This window comes from Bradyrhizobium sp. F1.4.3 (genome assembly GCF_040548375.1).
Taxonomy (GTDB): domain Bacteria; phylum Pseudomonadota; class Alphaproteobacteria; order Rhizobiales; family Xanthobacteraceae; genus Bradyrhizobium.
In genome coordinates, this window is the sequence record NZ_JBEPRN010000017.1 from 20,784 (window position 1) to 42,343 (window position 21,560).

The 21,560-nt window shown below is 64.1% G+C and carries 20 protein-coding genes and 1 pseudogene; 14 read left to right on the plus strand and 7 right to left on the minus strand.

Features of this window, described 5'->3' with window-relative positions; all coding sequences use genetic code 11:
- Positions 1-11 precede the first annotated feature (11 nt).
- Genes ABIB73_RS30535 through ABIB73_RS30555 form a run of 5 tightly spaced genes read left to right on the plus strand, consistent with a single transcriptional unit; the run spans position 12 to position 4,518 of the window.
- Complete coding sequence (locus ABIB73_RS30535; RefSeq protein WP_045001484.1) at positions 12-881, plus strand: branched-chain amino acid ABC transporter permease; 870 nt, start codon at positions 12-14, stop codon at positions 879-881.
- An 8-nt stretch (positions 882-889) separates the two neighbouring features.
- On the plus strand, positions 890-1,918 hold the full coding sequence (locus tag ABIB73_RS30540; RefSeq protein ID WP_354230146.1) for a branched-chain amino acid ABC transporter permease: 1,029 nt from the start codon (positions 890-892) through the stop codon (positions 1,916-1,918).
- Positions 1,915-2,670 carry an ABC transporter ATP-binding protein gene (locus ABIB73_RS30545; RefSeq protein WP_354230148.1) on the plus strand — a complete coding sequence of 252 codons (756 nt, stop codon included), beginning with the start codon at positions 1,915-1,917 and terminating at the stop codon, positions 2,668-2,670. Before ABIB73_RS30540 ends, ABIB73_RS30545 begins: the two co-directional genes overlap by 4 nt.
- Positions 2,663-3,379, plus strand: coding sequence for an ABC transporter ATP-binding protein (locus ABIB73_RS30550; protein WP_354230150.1), 717 nt, complete (start codon positions 2,663-2,665; stop codon positions 3,377-3,379). The genes ABIB73_RS30545 and ABIB73_RS30550 overlap by 8 nt, the downstream gene beginning before the upstream one ends.
- A 20-nt stretch (positions 3,380-3,399) precedes the next feature.
- Positions 3,400-4,518 carry a cobalamin-independent methionine synthase II family protein gene (locus ABIB73_RS30555; protein ID WP_354230152.1) on the plus strand — a complete coding sequence of 373 codons (1,119 nt, stop codon included), beginning with the start codon at positions 3,400-3,402 and terminating at the stop codon, positions 4,516-4,518.
- A gap of 164 nt (positions 4,519-4,682) precedes the next feature.
- Here ABIB73_RS30555 and ABIB73_RS30560 read toward each other — a convergent pair.
- Positions 4,683-5,216: pseudogene (locus tag ABIB73_RS30560) on the minus strand (caspase family protein); the annotation flags it as partial.
- 156 nt (positions 5,217-5,372) lie between these two features.
- Between ABIB73_RS30560 and ABIB73_RS30565 the strand changes: the two are divergent.
- The 4 genes from ABIB73_RS30565 to ABIB73_RS30580 all read left to right on the plus strand — a co-directional run bounded on the left by ABIB73_RS30565 (position 5,373) and on the right by ABIB73_RS30580 (position 11,148).
- Positions 5,373-6,725 (plus strand): hypothetical protein, encoded by a 1,353-nt coding sequence (locus ABIB73_RS30565; protein ID WP_354230311.1) that lies wholly within the window; start codon positions 5,373-5,375, stop codon positions 6,723-6,725.
- 60 nt (positions 6,726-6,785) lie between these two features.
- A complete protein-coding gene (metK, locus tag ABIB73_RS30570; protein ID WP_354230154.1) occupies positions 6,786-7,982 on the plus strand; it encodes a methionine adenosyltransferase in 1,197 nt (398 codons plus the stop codon).
- Positions 7,983-8,105: 123 nt separating this feature from the next.
- Positions 8,106-9,527, plus strand: coding sequence for an adenosylhomocysteinase (gene ahcY / locus ABIB73_RS30575; protein WP_354230156.1), 1,422 nt, complete (start codon positions 8,106-8,108; stop codon positions 9,525-9,527).
- A gap of 160 nt (positions 9,528-9,687) precedes the next feature.
- On the plus strand, positions 9,688-11,148 hold the full coding sequence (locus ABIB73_RS30580; protein ID WP_354230158.1) for a flavin-containing monooxygenase: 1,461 nt from the start codon (positions 9,688-9,690) through the stop codon (positions 11,146-11,148).
- An 18-nt stretch (positions 11,149-11,166) separates the two neighbouring features.
- On the opposite strand, the gene ABIB73_RS30585 is transcribed toward ABIB73_RS30580, so the two are convergent.
- Complete coding sequence (locus ABIB73_RS30585) at positions 11,167-11,436, minus strand: YbfB/YjiJ family MFS transporter (protein WP_502918469.1); 270 nt, start codon at positions 11,434-11,436, stop codon at positions 11,167-11,169.
- 132 nt (positions 11,437-11,568) lie between these two features.
- Here ABIB73_RS30585 and ABIB73_RS30590 point away from each other — a divergent pair, with 132 nt between their 5' ends.
- Together ABIB73_RS30590 and ABIB73_RS30595 are read left to right on the plus strand one after the other, a co-directional pair.
- Entirely contained in the window at positions 11,569-11,724 is a 156-nt protein-coding gene (locus ABIB73_RS30590) for a hypothetical protein (protein WP_014493894.1), read from the plus strand.
- A 144-nt stretch (positions 11,725-11,868) separates the two neighbouring features.
- On the plus strand, positions 11,869-12,798 hold the full coding sequence (locus tag ABIB73_RS30595; RefSeq protein WP_354230160.1) for an aspartyl/asparaginyl beta-hydroxylase domain-containing protein: 930 nt from the start codon (positions 11,869-11,871) through the stop codon (positions 12,796-12,798).
- 74 nt (positions 12,799-12,872) lie between these two features.
- Here the strand turns inward: ABIB73_RS30595 and ABIB73_RS30600 are convergent, their stop codons facing one another.
- Together ABIB73_RS30600 and ABIB73_RS30605 are read right to left on the minus strand one after the other, a co-directional pair.
- On the minus strand, positions 12,873-13,700 hold the full coding sequence (locus tag ABIB73_RS30600; protein ID WP_354230162.1) for an amino acid kinase family protein: 828 nt from the start codon (positions 13,698-13,700) through the stop codon (positions 12,873-12,875).
- Between the two features lie 13 nt (positions 13,701-13,713).
- A complete protein-coding gene (locus ABIB73_RS30605; protein ID WP_354230164.1) occupies positions 13,714-14,526 on the minus strand; it encodes an amino acid kinase family protein in 813 nt (270 codons plus the stop codon).
- Positions 14,527-14,661: 135 nt separating this feature from the next.
- Here ABIB73_RS30605 and ABIB73_RS30610 point away from each other — a divergent pair, with 135 nt between their 5' ends.
- Positions 14,662-15,120 carry a YybH family protein gene (locus ABIB73_RS30610; RefSeq protein WP_354230166.1) on the plus strand — a complete coding sequence of 153 codons (459 nt, stop codon included), beginning with the start codon at positions 14,662-14,664 and terminating at the stop codon, positions 15,118-15,120.
- 156 nt (positions 15,121-15,276) lie between these two features.
- Positions 15,277-16,617 carry an MFS transporter gene (locus ABIB73_RS30615; protein ID WP_354230168.1) on the plus strand — a complete coding sequence of 447 codons (1,341 nt, stop codon included), beginning with the start codon at positions 15,277-15,279 and terminating at the stop codon, positions 16,615-16,617.
- Positions 16,618-16,695: 78 nt separating this feature from the next.
- On the opposite strand, the gene ABIB73_RS30620 is transcribed toward ABIB73_RS30615, so the two are convergent.
- From ABIB73_RS30620 to galE, 3 genes are all read right to left on the minus strand, one after another.
- Positions 16,696-17,397, minus strand: coding sequence for a fumarylacetoacetate hydrolase family protein (locus ABIB73_RS30620; RefSeq protein WP_045001507.1), 702 nt, complete (start codon positions 17,395-17,397; stop codon positions 16,696-16,698).
- Between the two features lie 46 nt (positions 17,398-17,443).
- Positions 17,444-19,252, minus strand: coding sequence for an ABC transporter ATP-binding protein (locus ABIB73_RS30625; RefSeq protein ID WP_354230170.1), 1,809 nt, complete (start codon positions 19,250-19,252; stop codon positions 17,444-17,446).
- A gap of 118 nt (positions 19,253-19,370) precedes the next feature.
- Positions 19,371-20,384: a UDP-glucose 4-epimerase GalE gene (gene galE, locus ABIB73_RS30630; protein ID WP_354230312.1), complete on the minus strand. Its 1,014-nt coding sequence runs from the start codon at positions 20,382-20,384 to the stop codon at positions 19,371-19,373.
- A 126-nt stretch (positions 20,385-20,510) separates the two neighbouring features.
- On the opposite strand from galE, the gene ABIB73_RS30635 reads away from it, so the two are divergent.
- Positions 20,511-21,548, plus strand: coding sequence for a glycosyltransferase family 4 protein (locus ABIB73_RS30635; protein ID WP_354230172.1), 1,038 nt, complete (start codon positions 20,511-20,513; stop codon positions 21,546-21,548).
- The last annotated feature ends 12 nt before the right edge of the window (positions 21,549-21,560 follow it).

Here is a 21,560-nt window from a genome sequence, read left to right on the forward strand (position 1 = left end):
AAGCGGAGACGATGACCTCCATCCTCACCAACCTGTTCGATGGCGTTGCCTACGGCATGCTGCTGTTCGTGCTGGCCTGCGGGCTCGCGGTCACGCTCGGTCTGATGAACTTCGTCAATCTCGCCCATGGCGCCTTCGCCATGGCCGGCGGCTATGTCTGCATGGTGCTGGTCAACCGGATGGGCTGGCCGTTCTTTGCCGCGCTGCCACTCGCCTTCGTCTCCGCCGCCGCAATCGGCATCGTGCTCGAACGCCTGCTTTATCGCCACCTCTACGCCCGCAGTCATCTCGACCAGGTGCTGTTCACCATCGGTCTCACCTTCATGTCGGTCGCGGCCGTCGACTACATCCAGGGCTCGTCGCGGGTCTTCATCAATCTGCCGGCCGCGCTCCAGGGCCAGTTCGACCTGTTCGGCGTCGGCATCGGCCGCTACCGGCTGATGATCATCGTGATCTGCGGGCTGCTCACGATCGCGCTCCAGATGGTGCTGGCCAAGACCCGCTTCGGCAGCCGGCTGCGCGCCGCGGTCGATGATCCCCGCGCCGCGAGCGGCCTCGGCATCAACGTGCCGCAGGTGTTCGCCTTCACGTTTGCATTCGGTTGCGGGCTCGCCGGCCTCGGCGGCGCGCTGAGCGCCGAGATCCTCGGCCTCGATCCGTATTTCCCGCTGAAATTCATGATCTACTTCCTGATCGTGGTCACGGTCGGCGGCTCGTCCTCGATCACCGGGCCGTTCCTGGCCTCTCTCCTGCTCGGCATCGGTGACGTCGCCGGCAAATATTACGTGCCGAAGATGGGCCCCTTCGTGATCTACACCATGATGATCGTGATCCTGATCTGGCGCCCGAATGGCCTGTTCGGCCGCACGGCTGCGCGTTGAGTTCGCCGATGAACGCTTCTTCCGACGTCGGTTATCACGCCCAGCGCCAGGCGCGCTGGCACTACGGCGAGGTCGCCTTCTGGCTCGTCGTGCTGGCCTGCGGCTTCGCATTTCCCACGCGCTATCTGATCATGACCGACATCCTGCGGCTGGCGCTGTTTGCGATGTCGCTGGATCTCATCCTCGGCTACGCCGGCATCGTCTCGCTCGGCCACGCCGCCTTCTTCGGCGTCGGCGCCTACGCCGCGGGATTGCTTGCGCTGCACGGCATCATCAACGAGCCCGTGCTCGCACTGATCGTCGCAGGGTTGGCCGCGATGGTGCTCGGCTTCGCTACGAGCTTCCTGGTGATCCGCGGCGTCGACCTGACCCGGCTGATGGTGACGCTCGGCATCGCGTTGCTGCTCGAAGCGCTTGCTGAACGCTTCTCCAACATCACCGGCGGCACCGACGGCCTGCAAGGCATCGAGATGCCGCCGATCTTCGGCGAGATCCCGTTCGACATGTTCGGCAAGACCGGCTTCTTCTATTCGCTGGCGGTGCTGTTCCTGCTGTTCCTGTTCGCCCGCCGCGTCGTGCATTCGCCGTTCGGCCTGTCGCTGCGCGCGATCAAGAACAATCCGCTGCGCGCTGCCGCCATCGGTATTCCCGTCAACCGCCGGCTGATCGCGATCTACACGCTCGCGGCGTTCTATGCCGGCATCGCGGGAGCGCTGTTCACCCAGACCACCGCGATCGCGTCCCTCGACGTGTTCGCCTTCGATCGCTCCGCCGACCTGATGCTGGTGCTGGTCATCGGCGGCACCGGCTATCTCTATGGCGGGCTGATCGGCGCGGTGCTGTTCCGCTTGCTCCAGGAATTGTTCTCCACCATCACCCCGCAATATTGGCAGTTCTGGATCGGCCTCGTGCTGGTCGTGATCGTGCTGGTCGGCCGTCAGCGCCTGCATCGCTGGGTGCTGTACGTGCCGAACCTCGTGATCAAGCAGATTGCCGGGCGCAAGGCCGTCGTCGCGGTGCCGGAGAGCGACGCATGACCATCGCGCTCGAAACCCAGAATCTCGAAAAGCAGTTCGGCGGCCTGCGCGTCACCCGCGACCTCTCCCTGAAGATCGAGCAGGGCGCCCGCCACGCGCTGATCGGCCCGAACGGCGCTGGCAAGACTACGGTGATCAACCAGCTCACGGGCGTGCTCAAGCCGAACTCGGGCCGCATCCTGCTCGAAGGCCAGGACATCACTGATCTTCCGGTGCACAAGCGCGTGCTGCGCGGCCTGTCGCGCACCTTCCAGATCAACCAGCTCTATCCGGACCTGACGCCGCTCGAGACCATTGGCCTCGCCGTCTCCGAACGCCTCGGCCATGGTGGCGACTGGTGGCGGCGGATGGGAACGCGCAACGACGTCAACGACGAGATCGCCGGTCTCCTCGCGCGCTTCCATCTGCTCGACGTCATGAACGAACAGACCGTGACGCTGCCTTACGGCAAGCAGCGCCTGCTCGAGATCGCGGTCGCGATCGCCGCCAAGCCACGCGTGCTGCTGCTGGACGAGCCCGCGGCCGGCGTACCCGAGAGCGAGCGCCATGATATTCTCGCCGTCGTAGGCGGCCTGCCACGCGACGTCACCGTGCTGCTGATCGAGCACGACATGGACCTCGTGTTCTCCTTCGCCGACCGCATCTCGGTGCTGGTCTCGGGCGCGCTGCTCACCGAAGGGCCACCCGACCAGGTCGCGCGCGATCCGCAGGTCAAGGCGGTCTATCTCGGCGAGGAGGCGGTCAATGTCTGACCTGCTCGCAATTGACTCACTTCGCGCCGGCTATGGCGAGGCGGTCGTGCTGCCGAACATGTCCCTGCGCCTCGCCGAGGGCCAGGTGCTGGCGCTGCTGGGGCGCAACGGCACCGGCAAGACGACCTTGATCAATTCCGTCGTCGGGGTCACCCGCCGCTTCTCCGGCTCGGTCGCGCTTGCCGGCAGCGATGTCACGACCTTGCGGCCCGACCAGCGAGCCCGCGCCGGCATCGGTTGGGTGCCGCAGGAGCGCAACATCTTCCGCTCGCTGACTGTGGAAGAAAACATGACCGCGGTGGCGCAGCCCGGCCCCTGGACCGTCGAGCGGGTCTACGAGATGTTTCCGCGGCTGAAGGAACGGCGGAGCAACTTTGGCAACCAGCTCTCCGGCGGCGAGCAGCAGATGCTGGCGATCGGCCGCGCGCTCACCCTCAACCCGAAGGTCCTGCTGCTGGACGAGCCGACGGAGGGACTTGCCCCCATCATCGTCGAGGAGCTTCTGAAGGCGATCGGGACCATCACCCGGGCCGGCGGCATCTGCTCGATCATTGTCGAGCAGAATGCGCAAAAGATTCTGGGGCTCGCCGACCGTGTTGTGATATTGGAGCGCGGAACGATCGTCCACGACGCCCCGAGCGCCGCGCTGAAGGCCGACCCATCGGTCCTGGAGCGCCATCTCGGCGTCGCAGGGGCGGCGGCCCACTAGAATTTCGGGAGAGACAAGAAATGCAGCGAACCAAAGCCCCCTTCCGCGCCGACGAGGTCGGCAGCCTCCTGCGTCCCGCCAAGATCAAGGAAGCCCGCGCTAGGCTCGAGAAGGGCGAGATCTCGGCCGACGATCTGCGCAAGATCGAGGACATGGAGATCGAGAAGGTCGTGCACAAGCAGGCCTCGGTCGGCCTGAAGCTTGCGACCGACGGCGAGTTCCGTCGCTCCTGGTGGCATTTCGATTTCCTGGCGAAGCTGACCGGCTGCGAGCTGTTCCACCCCGACACCGGCATCCAGTTCGCGGGCGTGCAGACCCGTCACGACGCGGTCCGCGTGATCGGCAAGCTCGACTTCCCCGACAACCACCCGATGCTGGATCACTTCCGCTTCCTGAAGAAGTACACCGACCAGGCCCACGTCACCGCCAAGATGACCATCCCGTCGCCGGCGGTGCTGCACTTCCGCGGCGGGCGCCAGGCGATCTCCAAGGACATCTATCCCGATCTCGACGCCTTCTACGAGGATCTCGGCAAGACCTACCGCAAGGCCGTGAAGGCCTTCTACGATGCCGGCTGCCGCTATCTCCAGTTCGACGACACCGTGTGGGCCTATCTCTGCTCGCCGGACGAATTGCAGAAGGCGCGCGAGCGCGGCGACAATCCGGACGGCCTCCAGCAGATCTATGCGCGCATCATCAACTACGCGCTGGCCGAGAAGCCGGCTGATATGGTGGTGACGACCCATGTCTGCCGCGGCAATTTCCGCTCGACCTGGATCTCCTCGGGCGGCTACGAGCCGGTCGCCGAGACCATGCTCGCCGGCACCAATTACGACGGCTACTTCCTGGAATACGACAGCGACCGCGCCGGCGGCTTCGAGCCGCTGCGCTTCCTGCCCAAGGGCAACAAGGTCGTCGTGGTCGGCGTCATCACCTCGAAGTTCGGCGAGCTCGAGAAGAGGGACGACATCAAGCGTCGTCTGGAAGAAGCCGCCAAGTTCGTGCCGCTGGAGCAGCTCGCGCTGTCCCCGCAATGCGGCTTCGCCTCGACCGAGGAAGGCAACATCCTCTCCGAGGAAGAGCAGTGGGCCAAGCTCGGCCTCGCGGTCGAGATCGCCAAGGAAGTGTGGGGCAACTGACGCGCAGCTAGCCTCGCTTGTGTCCCGGACGCGCCGCAACGCTCTTGCGTTGCTGCGCAGAGCCGGGATCCATGCCGCTAGATTTGTTCGTCAATGATATGGGCCCCGGCTCTGCAGCGCACCGCTGAAGAAGCGCTGCGCCGCGTCCGGGGCACGAGACTATCTCACTTCTCCGCCAGATAGACCTCACCCAGCAGCGACGAGTTCGACCACGGCACCTGCTTGTTCTTCGTGGTCGAGACCACCTCGGCCCGCACCCGCGTCAGCATCTGCTGCACCTCCAGCCCCGGTGTGCCGAGGTGACGGGAGAGGGCCGCGGAGAACGGCGAGTTGGCGCCTTCGCCGTCGAGCGCGACCTGGCCCGGTGCTGTGGCGAACGCGATCAGCGTACCGGCGCTGAGCGTCGCGCCGGCGCCCAGGATCGTTGGCGCGGCGAGGCCCGAGGCGCCCTCGATGCCGCGATTGGTGCCGGCGGCGGCGACCTGTTGCGCCATCGGATTGTTGCGGCAGGCATCGAAGATCAAAATGTTGGTGCGGACCTGGTCATCGAGGCCGGCCATGATCGTCTCCATGTCGATCATCGCCTCCGTCATGCTCGCGCCCGGCTTGAGCTCGACGTCGACTGGAATGAGATAGTTGCGGCCGTCGACCTGCACGCCATGGCCGGCATAATAGACCAATGCGACTTGCGCCTCAGAGAAGAAGCGCTTGTTTGTTGCTCGGGGTTGCGCCGGGGTTCATCACCGCCGTCATCGCGAACGCAGCAGGGGAGGGAATTCAGTCCCCTATATCCCCAGTGGGCAGAATTTGCTAAGAGGCTGTCCCCAATTCCTCTGCCCACTCCTGTCCCACCGATGAAAAACGACGAAATCCTGAGCCAAATCACCGAGTTCTGCCGCAAGGCGGACATGGCGGAATCGACCTTTGGCCGGCGCGCGGTGAACGATGGGAAGCTGGTGCACCGCCTGCGCGAGGGCAAGCGCATCACCATCGACACGCTGGACCGGATCCAGGCCTATATGGCCGCATCGACCGGTGGCCTGCCGCAGCCGCGGGGACTTCAGGTGCCGCCGGAAAAGCGCGATCCGCGCGGCAATTTCCGTTTCTTCGAGAACCGGCAGAAATATCTGCTGTTCGTGCACACCTGCAGCGAGAAGCGCGTGGTCGCCGAGCGCGTGGCGCTCGAGCTCGCCAGCATCCATCCGCGCCCGCCGGCGCTGCGCGTGTTCGACGCCGGTGTCGGCGACGGCACGGTGCTGGCGCGCGTGCTGCGGTCGATGCATCAGCGCTTCCCGCACATGCCGTTCTATGTCGCCGGCAAGGAGCTGAGCCTCGAGGACGTTCGCCTGACGCTGGAGAAGGTACCGGACCGTCTGTTTGAGCACCCGGCCTCGGTGTTCGTCTTCACCAACATGCTCTACGCCGAGGCGCCCTGGCTCACGCCGGCGTCGCCTGCGGCCGCTGCCGCCACCGTCTGGCACGATGTGCCGCTAAGGGGCGCCTCGTCCGGCGACTTCGAGGCGCAGATTGCTGAGCTGAAGCCGTTCCTGGAGCAGAACTGGCGCGCGGCCATCAGTCCACGCACGGGCATGCCATTGTACGAGCGGCCGGTCGTGCTGGTGCTGTACCGCGAGGACCAAAGGTTCCTGCTGGATTCGACCATTCCCCGGCCGGGCCAGACCGAGGCCAATTTCGACCTCGTCATTGCATCCCAGCCATACCGCGCCCTGTCCTCAGTCAATTTCAGGGCAAAGCGGATCATTGCACCTCTGGCGCGGGCCTTGCGGCCAGGCGGCCGCCTGATCGGAATTCACTCCCACGGCCAGGATCCGGGCATGGAAATGATCCAGGCGATCTGGCCTGGAGAAAATCCTTTCGCCGTCAGCCGCCATGAGCTATTGCGCGCAGTTAAGTATGAGCTCGGATCGTTGGGACGCGATCTAAATTTTAATGTTTATGCGGATAACCGCTCGATCTTCAGGTATGATATGGAAGCTCTGCCCAACGAGGTGACCGGCACGATCGGAACCTCGACGGCCTTTGCAGCGTGGAATGCGGCGGTGTATGTCGCTCAGATTGAGGACGACCGGTTGGCGGATATGACTCAAAACGGCCGCACTCTGGATGCCGCCAGGGACGTGCTGCGAAAGTACAACGGGCTCTGGTTTCTTGACGAATCCTACGTCATCTCGCGCCGGCGCGATTGACATAATCCAAAGGTAAACATCGCAAACGACCGCTCAATGGGGCGGAACAAGGGGTTACTGATGCGCGCGTCCTATCTCTTCACCAGCGAGTCCGTGTCCGAGGGCCATCCCGACAAGGTTTGCGACCGGATCTCCGATGAGATCGTCGATCTGTTCTATCGCGAAGGGCCGAAAGCCGGCATCGATCCTTGGGCTATTCGCGCCGCGTGCGAGACGCTCGCGACCACCAACAAGGTGGTGATCGCGGGCGAGACCCGCGGTCCCGCATCCGTCACCAACGAGCAGATCGAAGGCGTTGTCCGCAACGCGATCAAAGACATCGGATACGAGCAGGACGGCTTCCACTGGAAGACCTGCGACATCGAGATCCTCCTGCATCCGCAGTCGGCCGACATCGCCCAGGGCGTCGATGCGCTTCAGCCGGGTGAGGTCAAGGAAGAAGGTGCGGGCGACCAGGGCATCATGTTCGGTTACGCCACCAACGAGACGCCCGACCTGATGCCGGCGCCGATCTTCTATGCCCACAAGATCCTGCGTCTCATTTCTGAGGCGCGCCACTCCGGCCGCGAGAAGGTCTTGGGTCCGGACTCCAAGAGCCAGGTCACCGTGCAGTACGAGAACGGCAAGCCGGTCGGCGTGCGCGAGATCGTGGTGTCGCACCAGCACCTCGTCGAGGACATCTCCTCCAGCCAGATCCGCGACATCGTCGAGCCCTATGTGCGCGAGGCGCTGCCGGAGGACTGGATCACGCCGAAGACCATCTGGCACATCAACCCGACCGGCAAGTTCTACATCGGCGGTCCCGATGGTGACTCCGGCCTGACCGGCCGCAAGATCATCGTCGACACCTATGGTGGCGCAGCCCCGCATGGCGGCGGCGCGTTCTCCGGCAAGGATCCGACCAAGGTCGACCGCTCGGCGGCTTACGCCGCGCGCTACGTCGCCAAGAACATCGTCGCGGCAGGCCTCGCCGACCGCTGCACGCTGCAGCTCGCCTACGCGATCGGCGTGGCGCGTCCGCTGTCGATCTACATCGATACCCACGGCACCGGTAAGGTGTCGGAGGATCAGCTCGAGAAGGCCGCCGCCAAGGCGATGGACCTCACCCCGCGCGGCATTCGCAGCCATCTCGATCTGAACCGCCCGATCTACGCGCGCACCTCCGCCTACGGCCATTTCGGCCGCACGCCCGACAACGAGGGCGGCTTCTCCTGGGAGAAGACCGACCTGGTTGAGCCGCTCAAGCGCGCGCTCTAGTTTTCTTGCGTCATTCTGGGGCGCCGCGACAGCGGCGAACCCGGAATCTCGAACCATCGGATTCCGGATTCGTTCGTTTCACGAGCGCTCCGGAATGACGAGTCAAACGAACAGGAACCTCCTATGAACGCGAAGCCCGGCTTCACCGATTACATCGTCAAGGACATGTCGCTCGCCGATTTCGGCCGCAAGGAGCTCTCGCTGGCCGAGACCGAGATGCCCGGCCTGATGGCCACCCGCGAAGAGTATGGCCCGAAGCAGCCGCTGAAGGGCGCGCGCATCGCGGGCTCGCTGCACATGACGATCCAGACCGGGGTGCTGATCGAGACGCTGGCAGCGCTCGGCGCTGACATTCGCTGGGTCTCCTGCAACATCTATTCGACGCAGGATCACGCCGCCGCCGCGATCGCCGCCGCCGGCATTCCGGTGTTCGCGGTCAAGGGTGAGAGCCTTACCGAATACTGGGACTACACCGCCAAGCTGTTCGACTGGCACGGCGGCGGTCACCCGAACATGATCCTCGATGATGGCGGTGACGCCACCATGTACGTCCATCTCGGTCTGCGCGCCGAGAACGGCGACACCAAGTTCCTGGACAAGCCGGGTTCGGAAGAAGAGGAAGTCTTCTTCGCGCTTCTGAAGAAGCAGCTCAAGGAAAAGCCGAAGGGCTACTTCGCCGAGATCGCCAGGAGCATCAAGGGCGTTTCCGAAGAGACCACCACGGGCGTGCACCGTCTCTATGACATGCAGAAGGCCGGCACGCTGCTGTGGCCGGCCATCAACGTCAACGACAGCGTCACCAAGTCGAAATTCGACAACCTCTATGGCTGCCGTGAATCGCTGGTCGACGGCATCCGCCGCGGCACCGACGTGATGATGTCCGGCAAGGTCGCGATGGTTGCGGGCTTCGGCGACGTCGGCAAGGGTTCGGCCGCCTCGCTGCGCCAGGCCGGCTGCCGCGTCATGGTGTCGGAAGTCGATCCGATCTGCGCGCTGCAGGCGGCGATGGAAGGCTACGAAGTCGTGACCATGGAAGACGCCGCGCCGCGCGCCGACATCTTCGTCACCGCGACCGGCAACAAGGACATCATCACCATCGAGCACATGCGCGCGATGAAGGACCGGGCCATCGTCTGCAACATCGGTCACTTCGACAACGAGATCCAGATCGCGGGTCTGCGTAACCTGAAGTGGACCAACATCAAGCCGCAGGTCGACGAGATCGAATTCCCCGACAAGCACCGCATCATCATGCTGTCGGAAGGCCGCCTCGTGAACCTCGGTAACGCGATGGGCCATCCCTCCTTCGTGATGTCGGCGTCCTTTACCAACCAGACGCTGGCGCAGATCGAGCTTTTCGCCAACAACAAGGACGGCAAGTACAAGAAGGAAGTCTACGTGCTGCCGAAGTCGCTCGACGAAAAGGTCGCGCGCCTGCACCTCGCCAAGATCGGCGTCAAGCTCACCGAGCTGCGCAAGGACCAGGCCGACTACATCGGCGTCAAGCAGGAAGGCCCGTACAAGTCGGACCATTACCGGTACTGATCCACTGATCTGACTGATCATCGACGCGAAGCCCCGGAGCGATCCGGGGCTTCGTTGTTTTGATGGCGGCGTGCGCGTCTCCTTGCGGTTGTATCAGGGGTCGATTGCCAGTTGACGGGCGGTCTTCCCAGTCGGACAATCCTCCTTGGCGGAGGAAACCATGCAACAAGAACATTTCGACGTGCTGATCGTCGGTGCCGGCCTGTCCGGCATCGGCGCGGGCTATCATTTGCAGCAGAAGTGCCCGACCAAGAGCTACGTCATTCTCGAGGGGCGCGACTGCATCGGCGGTACCTGGGATCTGTTCCGCTATCCCGGCATCCGCTCCGACAGCGACATGTTCACGCTCGGCTATTCCTTCAAGCCGTGGACTGATCCGAAGGCGATTGCCGACGGCGCGCAGATCCTCGACTATGTGCGCGAGACCGCGGCCGAGAACGGCATCGAGAAGCACATCCGTTTCCACCATCGCGTCAAGCGCGCGGCGTGGTCGACGTCTGAGGCGCGCTGGACCGTCGAGGCCGAGCGCATGACGGGCGAGGGTGCGACCGAGCTCGCGCGCTTCACCTGCAATTTCCTGTTCATGTGCGCCGGCTACTATAAATACGAGCAGGGCTATACGCCGGAGTTCAAGGGTGCGGCGGAGTTCGCAGGGCGCATCGTGCATCCGCAGAAATGGACCGAGGATATCGACTACGCGGGAAAGCGCGTCGTGGTGATCGGCTCGGGCGCGACCGCGGTGACGCTGGTGCCGGAGCTTGCGAAAAAGGCCTCGCAGGTCACCATGCTCCAGCGCTCGCCGACCTATGTGGTGTCGCGGCCGGCGCAGGATCCCGTCGCCAACAAATTGCGCCGCAACCTGCCGACCACGCTTGCCTATCACGTCATCCGCTGGCGCAACGTGATGTGGGGGATGTTTTTCTTCCAGCTCAGCCGGCGCAAGCCCGCCAAGGTCAAGGACCTGATCCTCAAGGGCGTACAGATGGCGCTCGGTCCGGACTACGACGTCGCCACCCATTTCACCCCGCGCTACAATCCCTGGGATCAGCGGCTGTGCCTCGTGCCTGACGGCGATCTGTTCAAGGCGATCCGTGAAAAGCGCGCCTCGGTCGTCACCAACGAGATCGATACGTTCACGCAAAACGGAATCCGCCTCAAGGACGGCAGCGCGCTGGAGGCGGATATCGTCGTCACGGCCACCGGTCTGGTGCTGCAAGTCGTTGGCGGACTCGAGGTCAGCGTCGATGGCCGCGCCGTCGATTTTTCAAAGACCCTGACCTACAAGGGCATGATGTATGCGGATGTGCCGAACATGGCTTCGGCCTTCGGCTACACCAACGCGTCCTGGACGCTGAAATGCGATCTGACCTGCGAATATGTTTGCCGGCTCATCAACTACATGGACCGGCACAATTTTCGCCAATGCGTGCCGCACAATGACGACGCGACGGTCACAGCGCAGCCCTCGCTCGATTTCACCTCGGGCTACGTGCAGCGCTCGGTCGCGAAAATGCCAAAGCAGGGCTCGAAACGGCCGTGGCGGCTGCACCAGAACTACGCCCTCGACATCGTCTCCCTGCGTTTCGGCAAGATCGACGACGGCGTGATGCAGTATTCCTGAACGCCGCCGCCGTCGCGACTATTGCTTGCGCATGGTGAGCGCGAAGGCGAGATCGATCGCGAGTGCCAGCACCACGGCGCCGCCGCCGAGGCCGAACAGGACGAGATAGTCGCCACCCGTGTGCGCGTAGATCCAGGAGAAGCCGTGAGCGGCCGCCGCCAGGAACAGCGCAAAGCTCGTGGTCGCGTGGCTCCAGGTGGCGCGCTGCTGCTCCGTGCCCCGGCTGAAGAAGCATTTCGCGCTCCTGAAGAGAAGAGCATCGGCGCGCGCTGAGCGTCGCGGGGGCATCGCCAATGCGTTGTTTTGCGTATTCGGCCACCGGAGTGAATCGGCCATGCTGCTCAGACGGTTAACGCCGAATTAACGGATGAGTCCTAGCCTGTCTCGGCCGGGGTTACTCGCAAGGCCGAGGTGAGCCCAATGGAAGCCCAGAAGATCGCGGTCGACGCTGTCGTCGCGCTGACCGATTGCGACCGCGACGCCGTCATCGCGTTCATCCGCAGGCTCTATCTCGCCGGCGTTACGGACCCCAAGCGCCTGACCTTCAAGGGTCTCCAGGCGCTGTCCCGGGCGTGATTCGGCTCGTTTCGGCCGGTTTCAGCCCAAGTTCCATCCCAGCGCTCTCCCCAGATTGGCCGCAACCCACCGGTGAATATCTTGCCGCTTGGGCCGGACGGGGGTAGATGACGTCCCCGGCTGGGTCACTCGGGAACCGGGGATATGCTGAAACAGCTTTTTGCGCCGCAACTTGTCATCCTTTATGTGCTTGCGGCATCGACGATTTACGTTCACTTCCGCGGCAAGCAGCGGCTGCGTTTCGCTCGCCAGCTCGGCGACCACTCGACCTATCTCGCGCCCTACAACGTGCTGATGTATGCGGGTTCGGCCGTGCCGAACAGGCCGGTCATCGCGGTCGAGAACTTCCCTGAGCTCAAGCCGCTCAGCGAAAATTGGGAAACAATCCGCGACGAAGCCGTGCGCCTGTTCGACGAAGGCTTCATTCGCGCCGCCACCAAGAACAACGATTGGGGTTTCTACTCGTTCTTCAAAAGCGGCTGGAAGCGCTTTTACCTGAAATGGTACGATGACTTCCTGCCGTCGGCGCGTACGCTGTGCCCGAAAACGGTGGAGCTATTGAACGCGATTCCGAACGTGCACGGCGCGATGTTCGCGATGCTGCCGCCGGGCGGCAAACTGGGAGCGCATCGCGATCCCTTCGCGGGCTCGCTGCGCTATCACCTCGGGCTCGTCACGCCGAACTCGAACAAGTGCCGGATCCTGGTCGACGGCGTCGAATGCGTCTGGCGCGACGGCGAGGCCTTTATGTTCGACGAGACCTTCATCCACAGCGCGGAGAATGCGACCGAAGTCAATCGCATCATCCTGTTCTGCGACGTCGAGCGCCCGATGAAGTTCGGCTTCATGACCGCGATCAACCGCTGGGTCAGCCATCACATCGTCAAGGCGTCGGCGACCCAGAACGTCGATGGCGAGAGCGTCGGCGTGCTCAACAAGGTGTTCGGCAAGCTCTACGAGATCCATCTCGCCAGCCGCAGGGTCAAGGCGTGGAACCGTAACGTCTACTACACGCTGAAATACTCGCTGACGGCGCTGATCCTCGGCCTGATCGTGATATCGGCGCTGAGGTGATCGTTCGGCTGCGTTGAAAATCAAAAGCCCCGGAGCGAACTCCGGGGCTTTGTTTTGCCGACCTGGCCGAGGCGTTACGCCGGCTTGGCACCGGTGTGGATGATCGACCCGACATGCTGACCGCGCAGCGCTGCGGTGATCCGGCCCGGAACGAGGCCGTTCACGACCTGCACGCGTGCGATGTGCCGCGCGTTGGCCATGACCTCGATCAGCGCGCGATCGATTGGCAGCGTGCCCTTCAGCTTCGAAAGCTCCGCAAGGCTGGCCTCTTTCAGCAGCTCCGCTCTCTTCCCATCGGCGCCGTTGGGATCGCTGGTGTAGACGCCGTCGACATCCTCCACGATCGTCAGTCCCGCGGCGCCCAGCGCGTCGGCGAGCAGGAAGGCGCCGGTGTCGGCCCGATGCAGCGGGATGCGCGAGGTCGGGAATTCATGATGGTGATAGGGCGGGAAGGCGCTGCCGACGACCGCGCGGGCTGCGGTCAGATGAATCGCAAGCTGGCTCGCGATGGTCGGGTGCTCGATGTAGGAGACGCCCTCCGGTGCGAGCAGGCTCGCGAGGATATGGCCGTTCTGGCCGGCCTCGCTTGCGGCAAGTGGGGCGAGCGATCCGACTGGAAGTCCGAGGTCGAGGCCAACGCTGTAGAGATGGCGCGCGCGGATCCCTGCGCCGGTCAGGATCAGCAGGCGATGCTCCGGCAGCAGCGAGCGCAGCTCGTCAACGAGCGGGAGGATCGCCTCGTGGCCGCGATCCATCAGGCGGCCGCCGATCTTGATGACTTGCACCCAGGGCAGCAGCTTGATCGGGCGGTTGCCGGCAACGGGGCGGGTGAGGTCGCCGTCGAGAAGCGTCTGGCGCGCGAGCGGCGAGGCGACGTGCTTGATCTGGTTGGTGTCAGCCATGGCGGTGCTCTCTTCAGCTCGCGGTGATGATGGTGCCGATATGCTCGCCCGCGAGCGCGCGGGTGAGATTGCCGGGGACGAGGCCGTTGACGATCTGCACCTCGCGCACGTAGCGCGCCGAGGTCAGGAGATCGAGCACCGGGAATTCCAGGATCGAGTCCTGGAGGCCCTTGGCCTTCATCTCGGCCACCGAGATCTTTGGAATGAAGGTCGCGCTCTTCGCCGTCTTCGGGTTTGCGGTGTAGAGGCCGTTCTCGTCCTTCACATAGATCATCGCCTTGCAGCCGAACTGCTCGGCGACGAGGAAGCATCCGGCATCGGTGCGGTAAGGCGGGATCACGCCTTCGGGCGCGGGGCGCATCCACAGGCTATAGGGCGGCATACCGCTGAAGATCACCGCGTTCACTTCGGCAAGGAAGAGCGGCACGGAGGAGAGCGCGGCGCCGCCCACGGCGGAGATGCCGTACTTGGCCAGCAGCTGTCCCAGCATCGCGGCGTTCTGGTCGGCGACGGAGGCGCCGAGCTGTGAGAGCACGCCGGCCGGCAAGCGCAGCCCCGCCGCGATCGAGTAGAGATGCCGGGCGCGGGTGCCGGCGCCGGTGCCGATCAGGAGCTTGTGGGTCTTGCGCGCGGAGACGATCTCATCGACCAGCGGATAGACCGCGGCGCGGCCGCGGTCTATCACGCTCTGGCCGCCGATCTTGATGACGGTGGCCTCCGGCAGGATCCGGAAATCCGAGGCTGCTTCTGCGGCGGCGAGAAGCTGTGGGTCGGTGAGCGAGCGCTGCATGAGCAGCCCCTCGAGCTCAGTGATGGTGTTCGACATCCGAGACATCCTCTCGTTTTCTGATGCAGTCGTGACGGGGATCCTCCGATCCTGACCGTGGCGCGAGTCTTGCTGGATAGTTCGGCCCATGGCAACAAGGTTGCCGCGATTTAGTGGCCTAACATGGAGCAGGCAATGGCCCCTTTGCCAATGGCGAACACCGAGATAGCGCAGTTCTTCCGCCGGTGGCTGGAAACCTTCGCAGGCTATGTCCGCGAGGTCGACTACGCCTCGGCAAGGCCGCTCTTTCACCCCGATGTGCTTGCCTTCGGCACGCATAACGACGTCATCCCCGGCCTCGACCAATGGGTCACGTCGCAATGGAATAACGTCTGGCCCAAGACGACCGACTTCCGATTCGTCCTCGATCAGACCGCCATTCTGGCGTCAGCCGATGGCGCGACAGCGACCGTGATCGCACCGTGGACGAGCACGGGTTATCATCCCGATGGTAGCTCGTTTCCGCGGCCGGGCCGGGCGACGATGGTGTTCTCCAAGAATGCCGATGGTTGGCTGTGTGTGCATTCCCACATGTCGCTCAATCGCGGGGTACCGCAGGTGAGCCACGCCAATCGGCCGGTGAAGGCCTGGTAGAGCGAACTCGCACGACAGCCTAGCCTTCTGCCCCTGCCGACCGACAAAAGTACTAGACGGCATTTGCGGTTTGCCGGGACCCTTGGGCGCGCAAGATAGTTTGTAGTCAAACGACCCAGTCAGGGTCCGGGGGGCGCGTCAGAAGGAGACGTTCCCATGACAACGCTCGGCCTCGACGTCAGCCAACTGTCCCCATCCGAACATCGGCTCCAGCTTCGTCGCGCCGTCATCGCCTCCACGGTGGGAACTGCGATCGAATGGTATGACTTCTTCCTCTACAGCACGGTTACGGGTCTGGTCTTCGCAAAGCTGTTCTTCCCGCATTCCGACCCCTGGGTTGGCACGCTCGAGGCGTTTGCCATCTATGCGGTCGGCTTCGTCGCGCGTCCGATCGGTGCCGCGATCTTCGGACATTACGGCGATCGCATCGGCCGTAAGTCGACGCTGATTGCGACGTTGCTGCTGATGGGACTGGCGACCGCGGCGGTGGCCGTTGTGCCGACCTATTCGAGCATCGGCATCTGGGGCGCGGTGATCCTGACCGTGCTGCGCTTCGTCCAGGGCATCGGCGTCGGCGGCGAATGGGGTGGCTCGGTGCTGATGTCGATGGAATGGGCGCGCAACGACCGGTCCCGCGGATTGATCGCGTCCTGGCCGCAATTCGGAGTGCCCTGCGGCCTGTTCCTTGCCAACCTCGCCGTGCTGGCATTCAGCCAGATGGCGGGCGATCGGTTCCTGGCTTGGGGCTGGCGCATACCGTTCGCGCTCAGCCTCATCCTGGTCGGCGTCGGTCTTTACATCCGGCTCGGCATCCTGGAAACGCCGGTATTCTCCAAGCTGCTGGCCGAGCGCCGGCTCGACCGCACGCCGATGCTGACGGTGATCAAGCAGCATCCGAAGGAAATCCTGCTCTCGGCCTTCGCGCGCATGGCCGAGCAGGCACCGTTCTACATCTTCACCGCGTTCGTCTTTTCCTACGGCATCGGCACGCTGCATCTCTCGCGTGACTTCCTGCTGACAGCGGTGCTGTCGGCCTCGGTGGTGTCGTTCGTGACGATTCCGGTTTGCGGTCATCTGTCCGACCAGATCGGCCGCAAGAACATGTATATGGCCGGCGCGCTCGTCACCGGCATCTTCGGCTTCATCTACTACGCGATGCTCGATACCGGATCGGAGGTGGTCGTCTTCCTCGCGATCGTCCTGTCGCTGATTCCGCACGACATGATGTACGGTCCGCAAGCCGCGTTGATCGCCGAGAGCTTCACCGGACGCCTTCGCTACAGCGGCGCGTCGCTTGGCTATCAGTTTGCATCCGTGATCGCGGGTGGCCCCGCGCCGTTGATCGCAGCCTGGCTGTTCGGCACGTTCCACTCGGCGACGGCCATTGCGGTCTATATTGCGGCCTGCTCCGTCATCACGCTGATCGCGACCGCGCTGATGACCGACTACACTGGTAAGGACATCAGCGCCGTGGGCGCGCACGGTTCGCACGCCTGAGAGCGAGAAGGCCCATCGTAAAAAAGCCCCGGACGCTACGTCCGAGGCTTTGGCAATGTCGCGAATTGCGAGGCCGGCCTATTCCGGCTGGCCGATCGATACCTTCAGCGTGCCGACGCCATCGACGCCGCATTCGAGCTTGTCGCCGGGCTGGAGCTGCGACACGCCGGCTGGCGTGCCCGTCATGATGATGTCGCCGGCGGCGAGCTTCACCTGCTGCGAGAGCTGCCAGATGATCTCGGGCACGTTCCAGATCAGCTCGGTGAGATCGCCCTTCTGGGCTTCCTTGCCGTTGACCGTGAGCCAGATCTTGCCCTTCGAGGGATGGCCGATCTTCGAGGCCGGCTGCACTGCGGAGCAGGGCGCGGAGCCGTCGAACGACTTGCCGATCTCCCACGGGCGCTCCTTCTTGCGCGAGGCGATCTGGAGGTCGCGGCGGGTGAGGTCGATGCCGACGGCATAGCCGTAGACATGGTCGAGCGCCTTGTCGGCGGGAATGTTCAGCCCGCCGCTCTTCATCGCGACGATCAGCTCGACCTCGTGATGCAGATCCTTGGTCAGCGGCGGATAGGGGATGGTGGCGCCATCGGGCACCAGCATGTCGGCGTGCTTGGCGAAGAAGAACGGCGGCGCGCGCTCGTCATTGCCCATCTCGCGGATGTGCTCGAGATAGTTGCGGCCGACGCACCAGATGCGGCGGACGGGATAGCGGCCGCTCTCACCGACGACGGGAAGCGACGCTTGGGGCGGAAGCGGAATGACGTAGGAGGCGGCGTTCATGAAGCGGTCTCGCTGCTCTTGAGGTGACCTTGGGGTGGAAACGATCCTAGGCGGTTGCACTGATCGGCGCCAGCGCCAGGGCGCCGGTGTCGTGGTTTTGAAGGCGGAAGAACGAGGCATAGCGGCCGGAGCGGCGCAGCAGCTCGTCGTGCCGGCCCTGCTCGACGATCTCGCCACCCTCGACCACCAGGATCGCGTCGGCGCGCATGATGGTGTGCAGGCGGTGCGCGATCACGATGGTGGTACGATTCTGGCAAAGATGCTCGATCGCCTCCTGCACCTGCTTCTCGGACTCGGAGTCGAGTGCGGCGGTGGCCTCGTCCAGCAAGATGATCGGCGCATTCTTGAGCAGCGCGCGCGCCACCGCGATGCGCTGGCGCTGGCCGCCCGACACTTGGGTGCCGTGCTCGCCAACCGGCGTGTCGTAGCCGAGCGGGAAGCCCATGATGAAATCATGCGCGCAGGCCGCTTTTGCCGCATCGATGATTTCGTCCTCGGTCGCGCCGGGCTTGCCGAAGGCGATGTTGTTGCGGATGGTGTCGCGGAACAGGTAGACGTCCTGGCCGACATAGGCGGTCTGCGCCCGCAGCGACTTTCGCGAGATCGCGCCGATCGACTGGCCGTCGATCACGATGTCGCCTTGCGTCACCTCGTAGAAGCGCAAGAGCAGCGCCAGCACCGTCGACTTGCCGCCGCCGGAGGGGCCGACCAGCGCGGTGACCTTGCCGGGCTCGGCAACAAAACTCATGCGGTTGAGGACGGTCTCGCCGGCCCGGTAGGAGAAGCTGACGTCGTGCAGCTCGATGCGCGCGTCGGTCAGTTTCAGTGCCGGCTTGTCGTCGTCGGAATGCTCGCTCGCGGGGCTGTCGACGACTTCGAGCAGCATGCGCGCGCCGACGAGCTGGCTGTTGAGGTCGATGTTGAGCCGCGCCAGCCGCTTGGCCGGCTCGGTCGCCATCAGGAACGCCGTCATGAAGGAGAAGAACGCGCCGGGCGTGGCGTTGAGCGCGACCACGCTGTAGCCGCCATAGAGCAGGCAGCCGGCGACGGCGAAGCCGCCGAGCATCTCCATCAGCGGATTGGAGCGGTTCGCGACGCGGGCCATCTTGTTGGCGTTGCGCTCGACGATCGCGATGTTCTCGTCGATGCGGTTCTGCATGGTCTCTTCAAGCGTGAACGCCTTGACCGTGCGGATGCCCTGCAGCGATTCCTGCATGGTCTCCATGATGTCGGCGGTGCCGGTGAACTGGTTGAAGGCGAGACCCTTGATGCGCTTGACCAGCTTGCGCAGCACCAGCATCGCCGGTGGCACCACGACGAGGCCGATGAACGACATCACCGGGTCCTGCCACACCATCACGCCGATCATGGCGAGCAGCATCATGAGGTCGCGCCCGATGGCGTTGACCAGCATGTTGAGGACGTCGGTGATCGATTTTGCGCCGGCCGTCAGCCGCGCCAGGAATTCAGACGAATGCCGCTCGGAGAAGAAGCCGACACTTTCGCGCATTAGCTTGGCGAACAGTTGCCGCTGGTTGGTGGCAAGGATCGCGTTCGAGATCTTGGTCAGGATCACCATGTGGCCGTAGGTCGCCACGCCTTTGATGAAGAGCAGGATCACTGTCAACCCTGAGAACATCGCGATGCCCGGGATGTTCTTGTCGACATAGGCCTGGTTGATGACCTGGCCGAGCACGTAGGTCGCGGCCGCGGTCGATCCGGCGGCAAGCGCCATCAGTGCGAACGCGACGAGGTAGCGCCGCCAGTAGATAAACCCCTGTTCCGTGACCAGACGGCGAATCAGGGCCGCTGCCGCATAGGGATCGTCGGTGATTTTCTTAGGAAACTGGGCCATCCGTAGTCCATTGACGGCGCAGGGAAAAGCCTGCCCACGCGTCAGGGATTGAAGGGCCTCTGTGCCCGCTAAAGCGGGGTTTTTCAAGCCCAATTAAGGGCTTGCGTCCGGATGGAATCTAGGCCGAGACGGCGTGGCGAAGTTCGCCATGGCGCTCGCGGAACAGCTTGTCCTCCCAGGCGAGCGCATGCGCCGCGATGGTCTCGAGGTCGTCGTATTGCGGTTTCCAGTCGAGCAGGCCGCGGATCCGGCTGGTGTCGGCGACCATGGTCATGATGTCGCCGGGCCGTCGCGGGGCGTATTGCACGGCGAAGCTTCGGCCCGAAACCCGGCGTACCGCGTCGATGGTCTCCAGCACCGAATAGCCGCGGCCATAGCCGCAATTGAGCGTGGTCGAGGCGCCGCCATTGCGCAAATAGGCCAGCGCCGAGCGATGGGCCTGGGAGAGGTCCGTGACATGGATGAAGTCGCGGATGCAGCTGCCGTCCTCGGTCGGATAGTCGGTGCCGAACACGTCGATCTTGGCGCGCTGGCCGGTCGCAGCCTCGACCGCGATCTTGAGCAGATGCGTGGCGCCGACGGTGGCAAGCCCGATGCGGGCCTGCGGATCGGCACCCGCGACATTGAAGTAACGCAAGGTCACATATTGCATGTCGTAGGCGGCGGCGACGTCGTGCAGCATGATCTCGGTCATCAGCTTCGACGAGCCGTAGGGCGACAGCGGCCGCGTCGGCGCGTGCTCGGGCACCGGCACCAGGTCCGGATTGCCGTAGACGGCCGCGGTCGAGGAGAAGATGAAGCGGTTGATGCCGCGCTTGACTGCGACATTGAGCAGGTTGCGCGCAGTCATGAAGTTGTTGCGGTAGTAGCCGAGCGGATCGCGCATTGAATCCGGTACGACCACCGAGCCCGCGAAATGGATGATGCTGTCGATGTTGTGCTGGGCGATCACGCCTTCGAGCAGGTTCTCGTCGCCGGCGTCGCCAATGAACAGCGGCACGCCTTCGGGCAGATAAGCCGAGAAACCGGTGGAGAGATCGTCGATCACGACGACGTCCTCGCCGGCTTCCGCCAGCGCCAGGACCGTGTGACTTCCGATATAGCCGGCGCCGCCGGTGACTAGCACAGTCATCATCTCACCCGTCTTCGATCAACGCGCCAAGTTAACGTTTGCGCGGTGAAGAGGGGGTTTCAGCGCGGCTGAACTGGCCACTATGCTTAATGTTGCGTATAGGGACCTTTCGAAACGGAGCATGACGTGGCGAATTCCCCGGGCGATCTGCAAGTGATCGTGCCAAATCTGCACAGGCGCTATTCCGGGGTCACCGCGACCAACCGGATGGTGGCGCCGCGGCTGGCAAAGCTGTTTCGCGCGGCGTGGTTCGGTTCGGACGCGCCGGAGGGGATCGCGCGCTTGAGCGGCGCCGATGTCCTGAAATTTTGGCGCCGCAAGGCGCCGTTGATCTGGCATGCGCGCCGCAACAACGAGATGATCGCAGGCGTCGTGCTGCGCGCGCTCGGCTGGCCGCTCAAACTGGTCTTCACCTCGGCAGCGCAGCGGCATCACAGCTGGATCACGCGCTGGCTGATCCGGCGCATGGACGCGATCATCGCGACCTCCGACATCTCGGCCTCGTTCCTGAAGGTGAAGCCGACAGTGATTCCGCATGGCGTCGACACCGACGTCTATGCGCCGCCGACAGATCGCGCCGCGGCCTTCGCGGAAGCCGCGCTGCCGGGCCGCTACGCGATCGGCTGTTTCGGCCGCGTGCGTGCGCAGAAGGGCACCGACGTTTTTGTCGATGCGATGTGCCGATTGTTGCCGCGCTATCCGGACTTCACCGCCGTTGTTGTCGGTCAGGTCACGACCGAGCAAACTCCCTTTGCGAACGATCTGAAAAAGCGGATCGAGGCTGCCGGCCTGCAATCGCGCATCGTCATCACCGGCGAGTTGCCGATCGAAGCGGTGCAGCGCTGGTATCAGCGGCTGACGATCTATGCCTTCACCTCGCGCAACGAGGGCTTTGGCCTGACGCTGATCGAAGCGATGGCAGCAGGCAGCGCGCTGGTCGCCGCGCGCGCCGGCGCGGCCGAGCTCGTGGTCGAGGATGGCGTGACGGGTGTGCTGACGCCGCCGGGCGATGCGGACGCACTGGTTGCGGCGCTCGAGCCGCTGATGCGGGATGTGGCTGCCGCGGCGGCGATGGGGGCGCGCGGGCGGGCACGGGTGCTTGAGAAGTTCAGCCTCGATGCCGAGGCGGCGCGGATCGGGGACGTCTATCGTCCGCTGCTCTGAACCTCGCTTTCG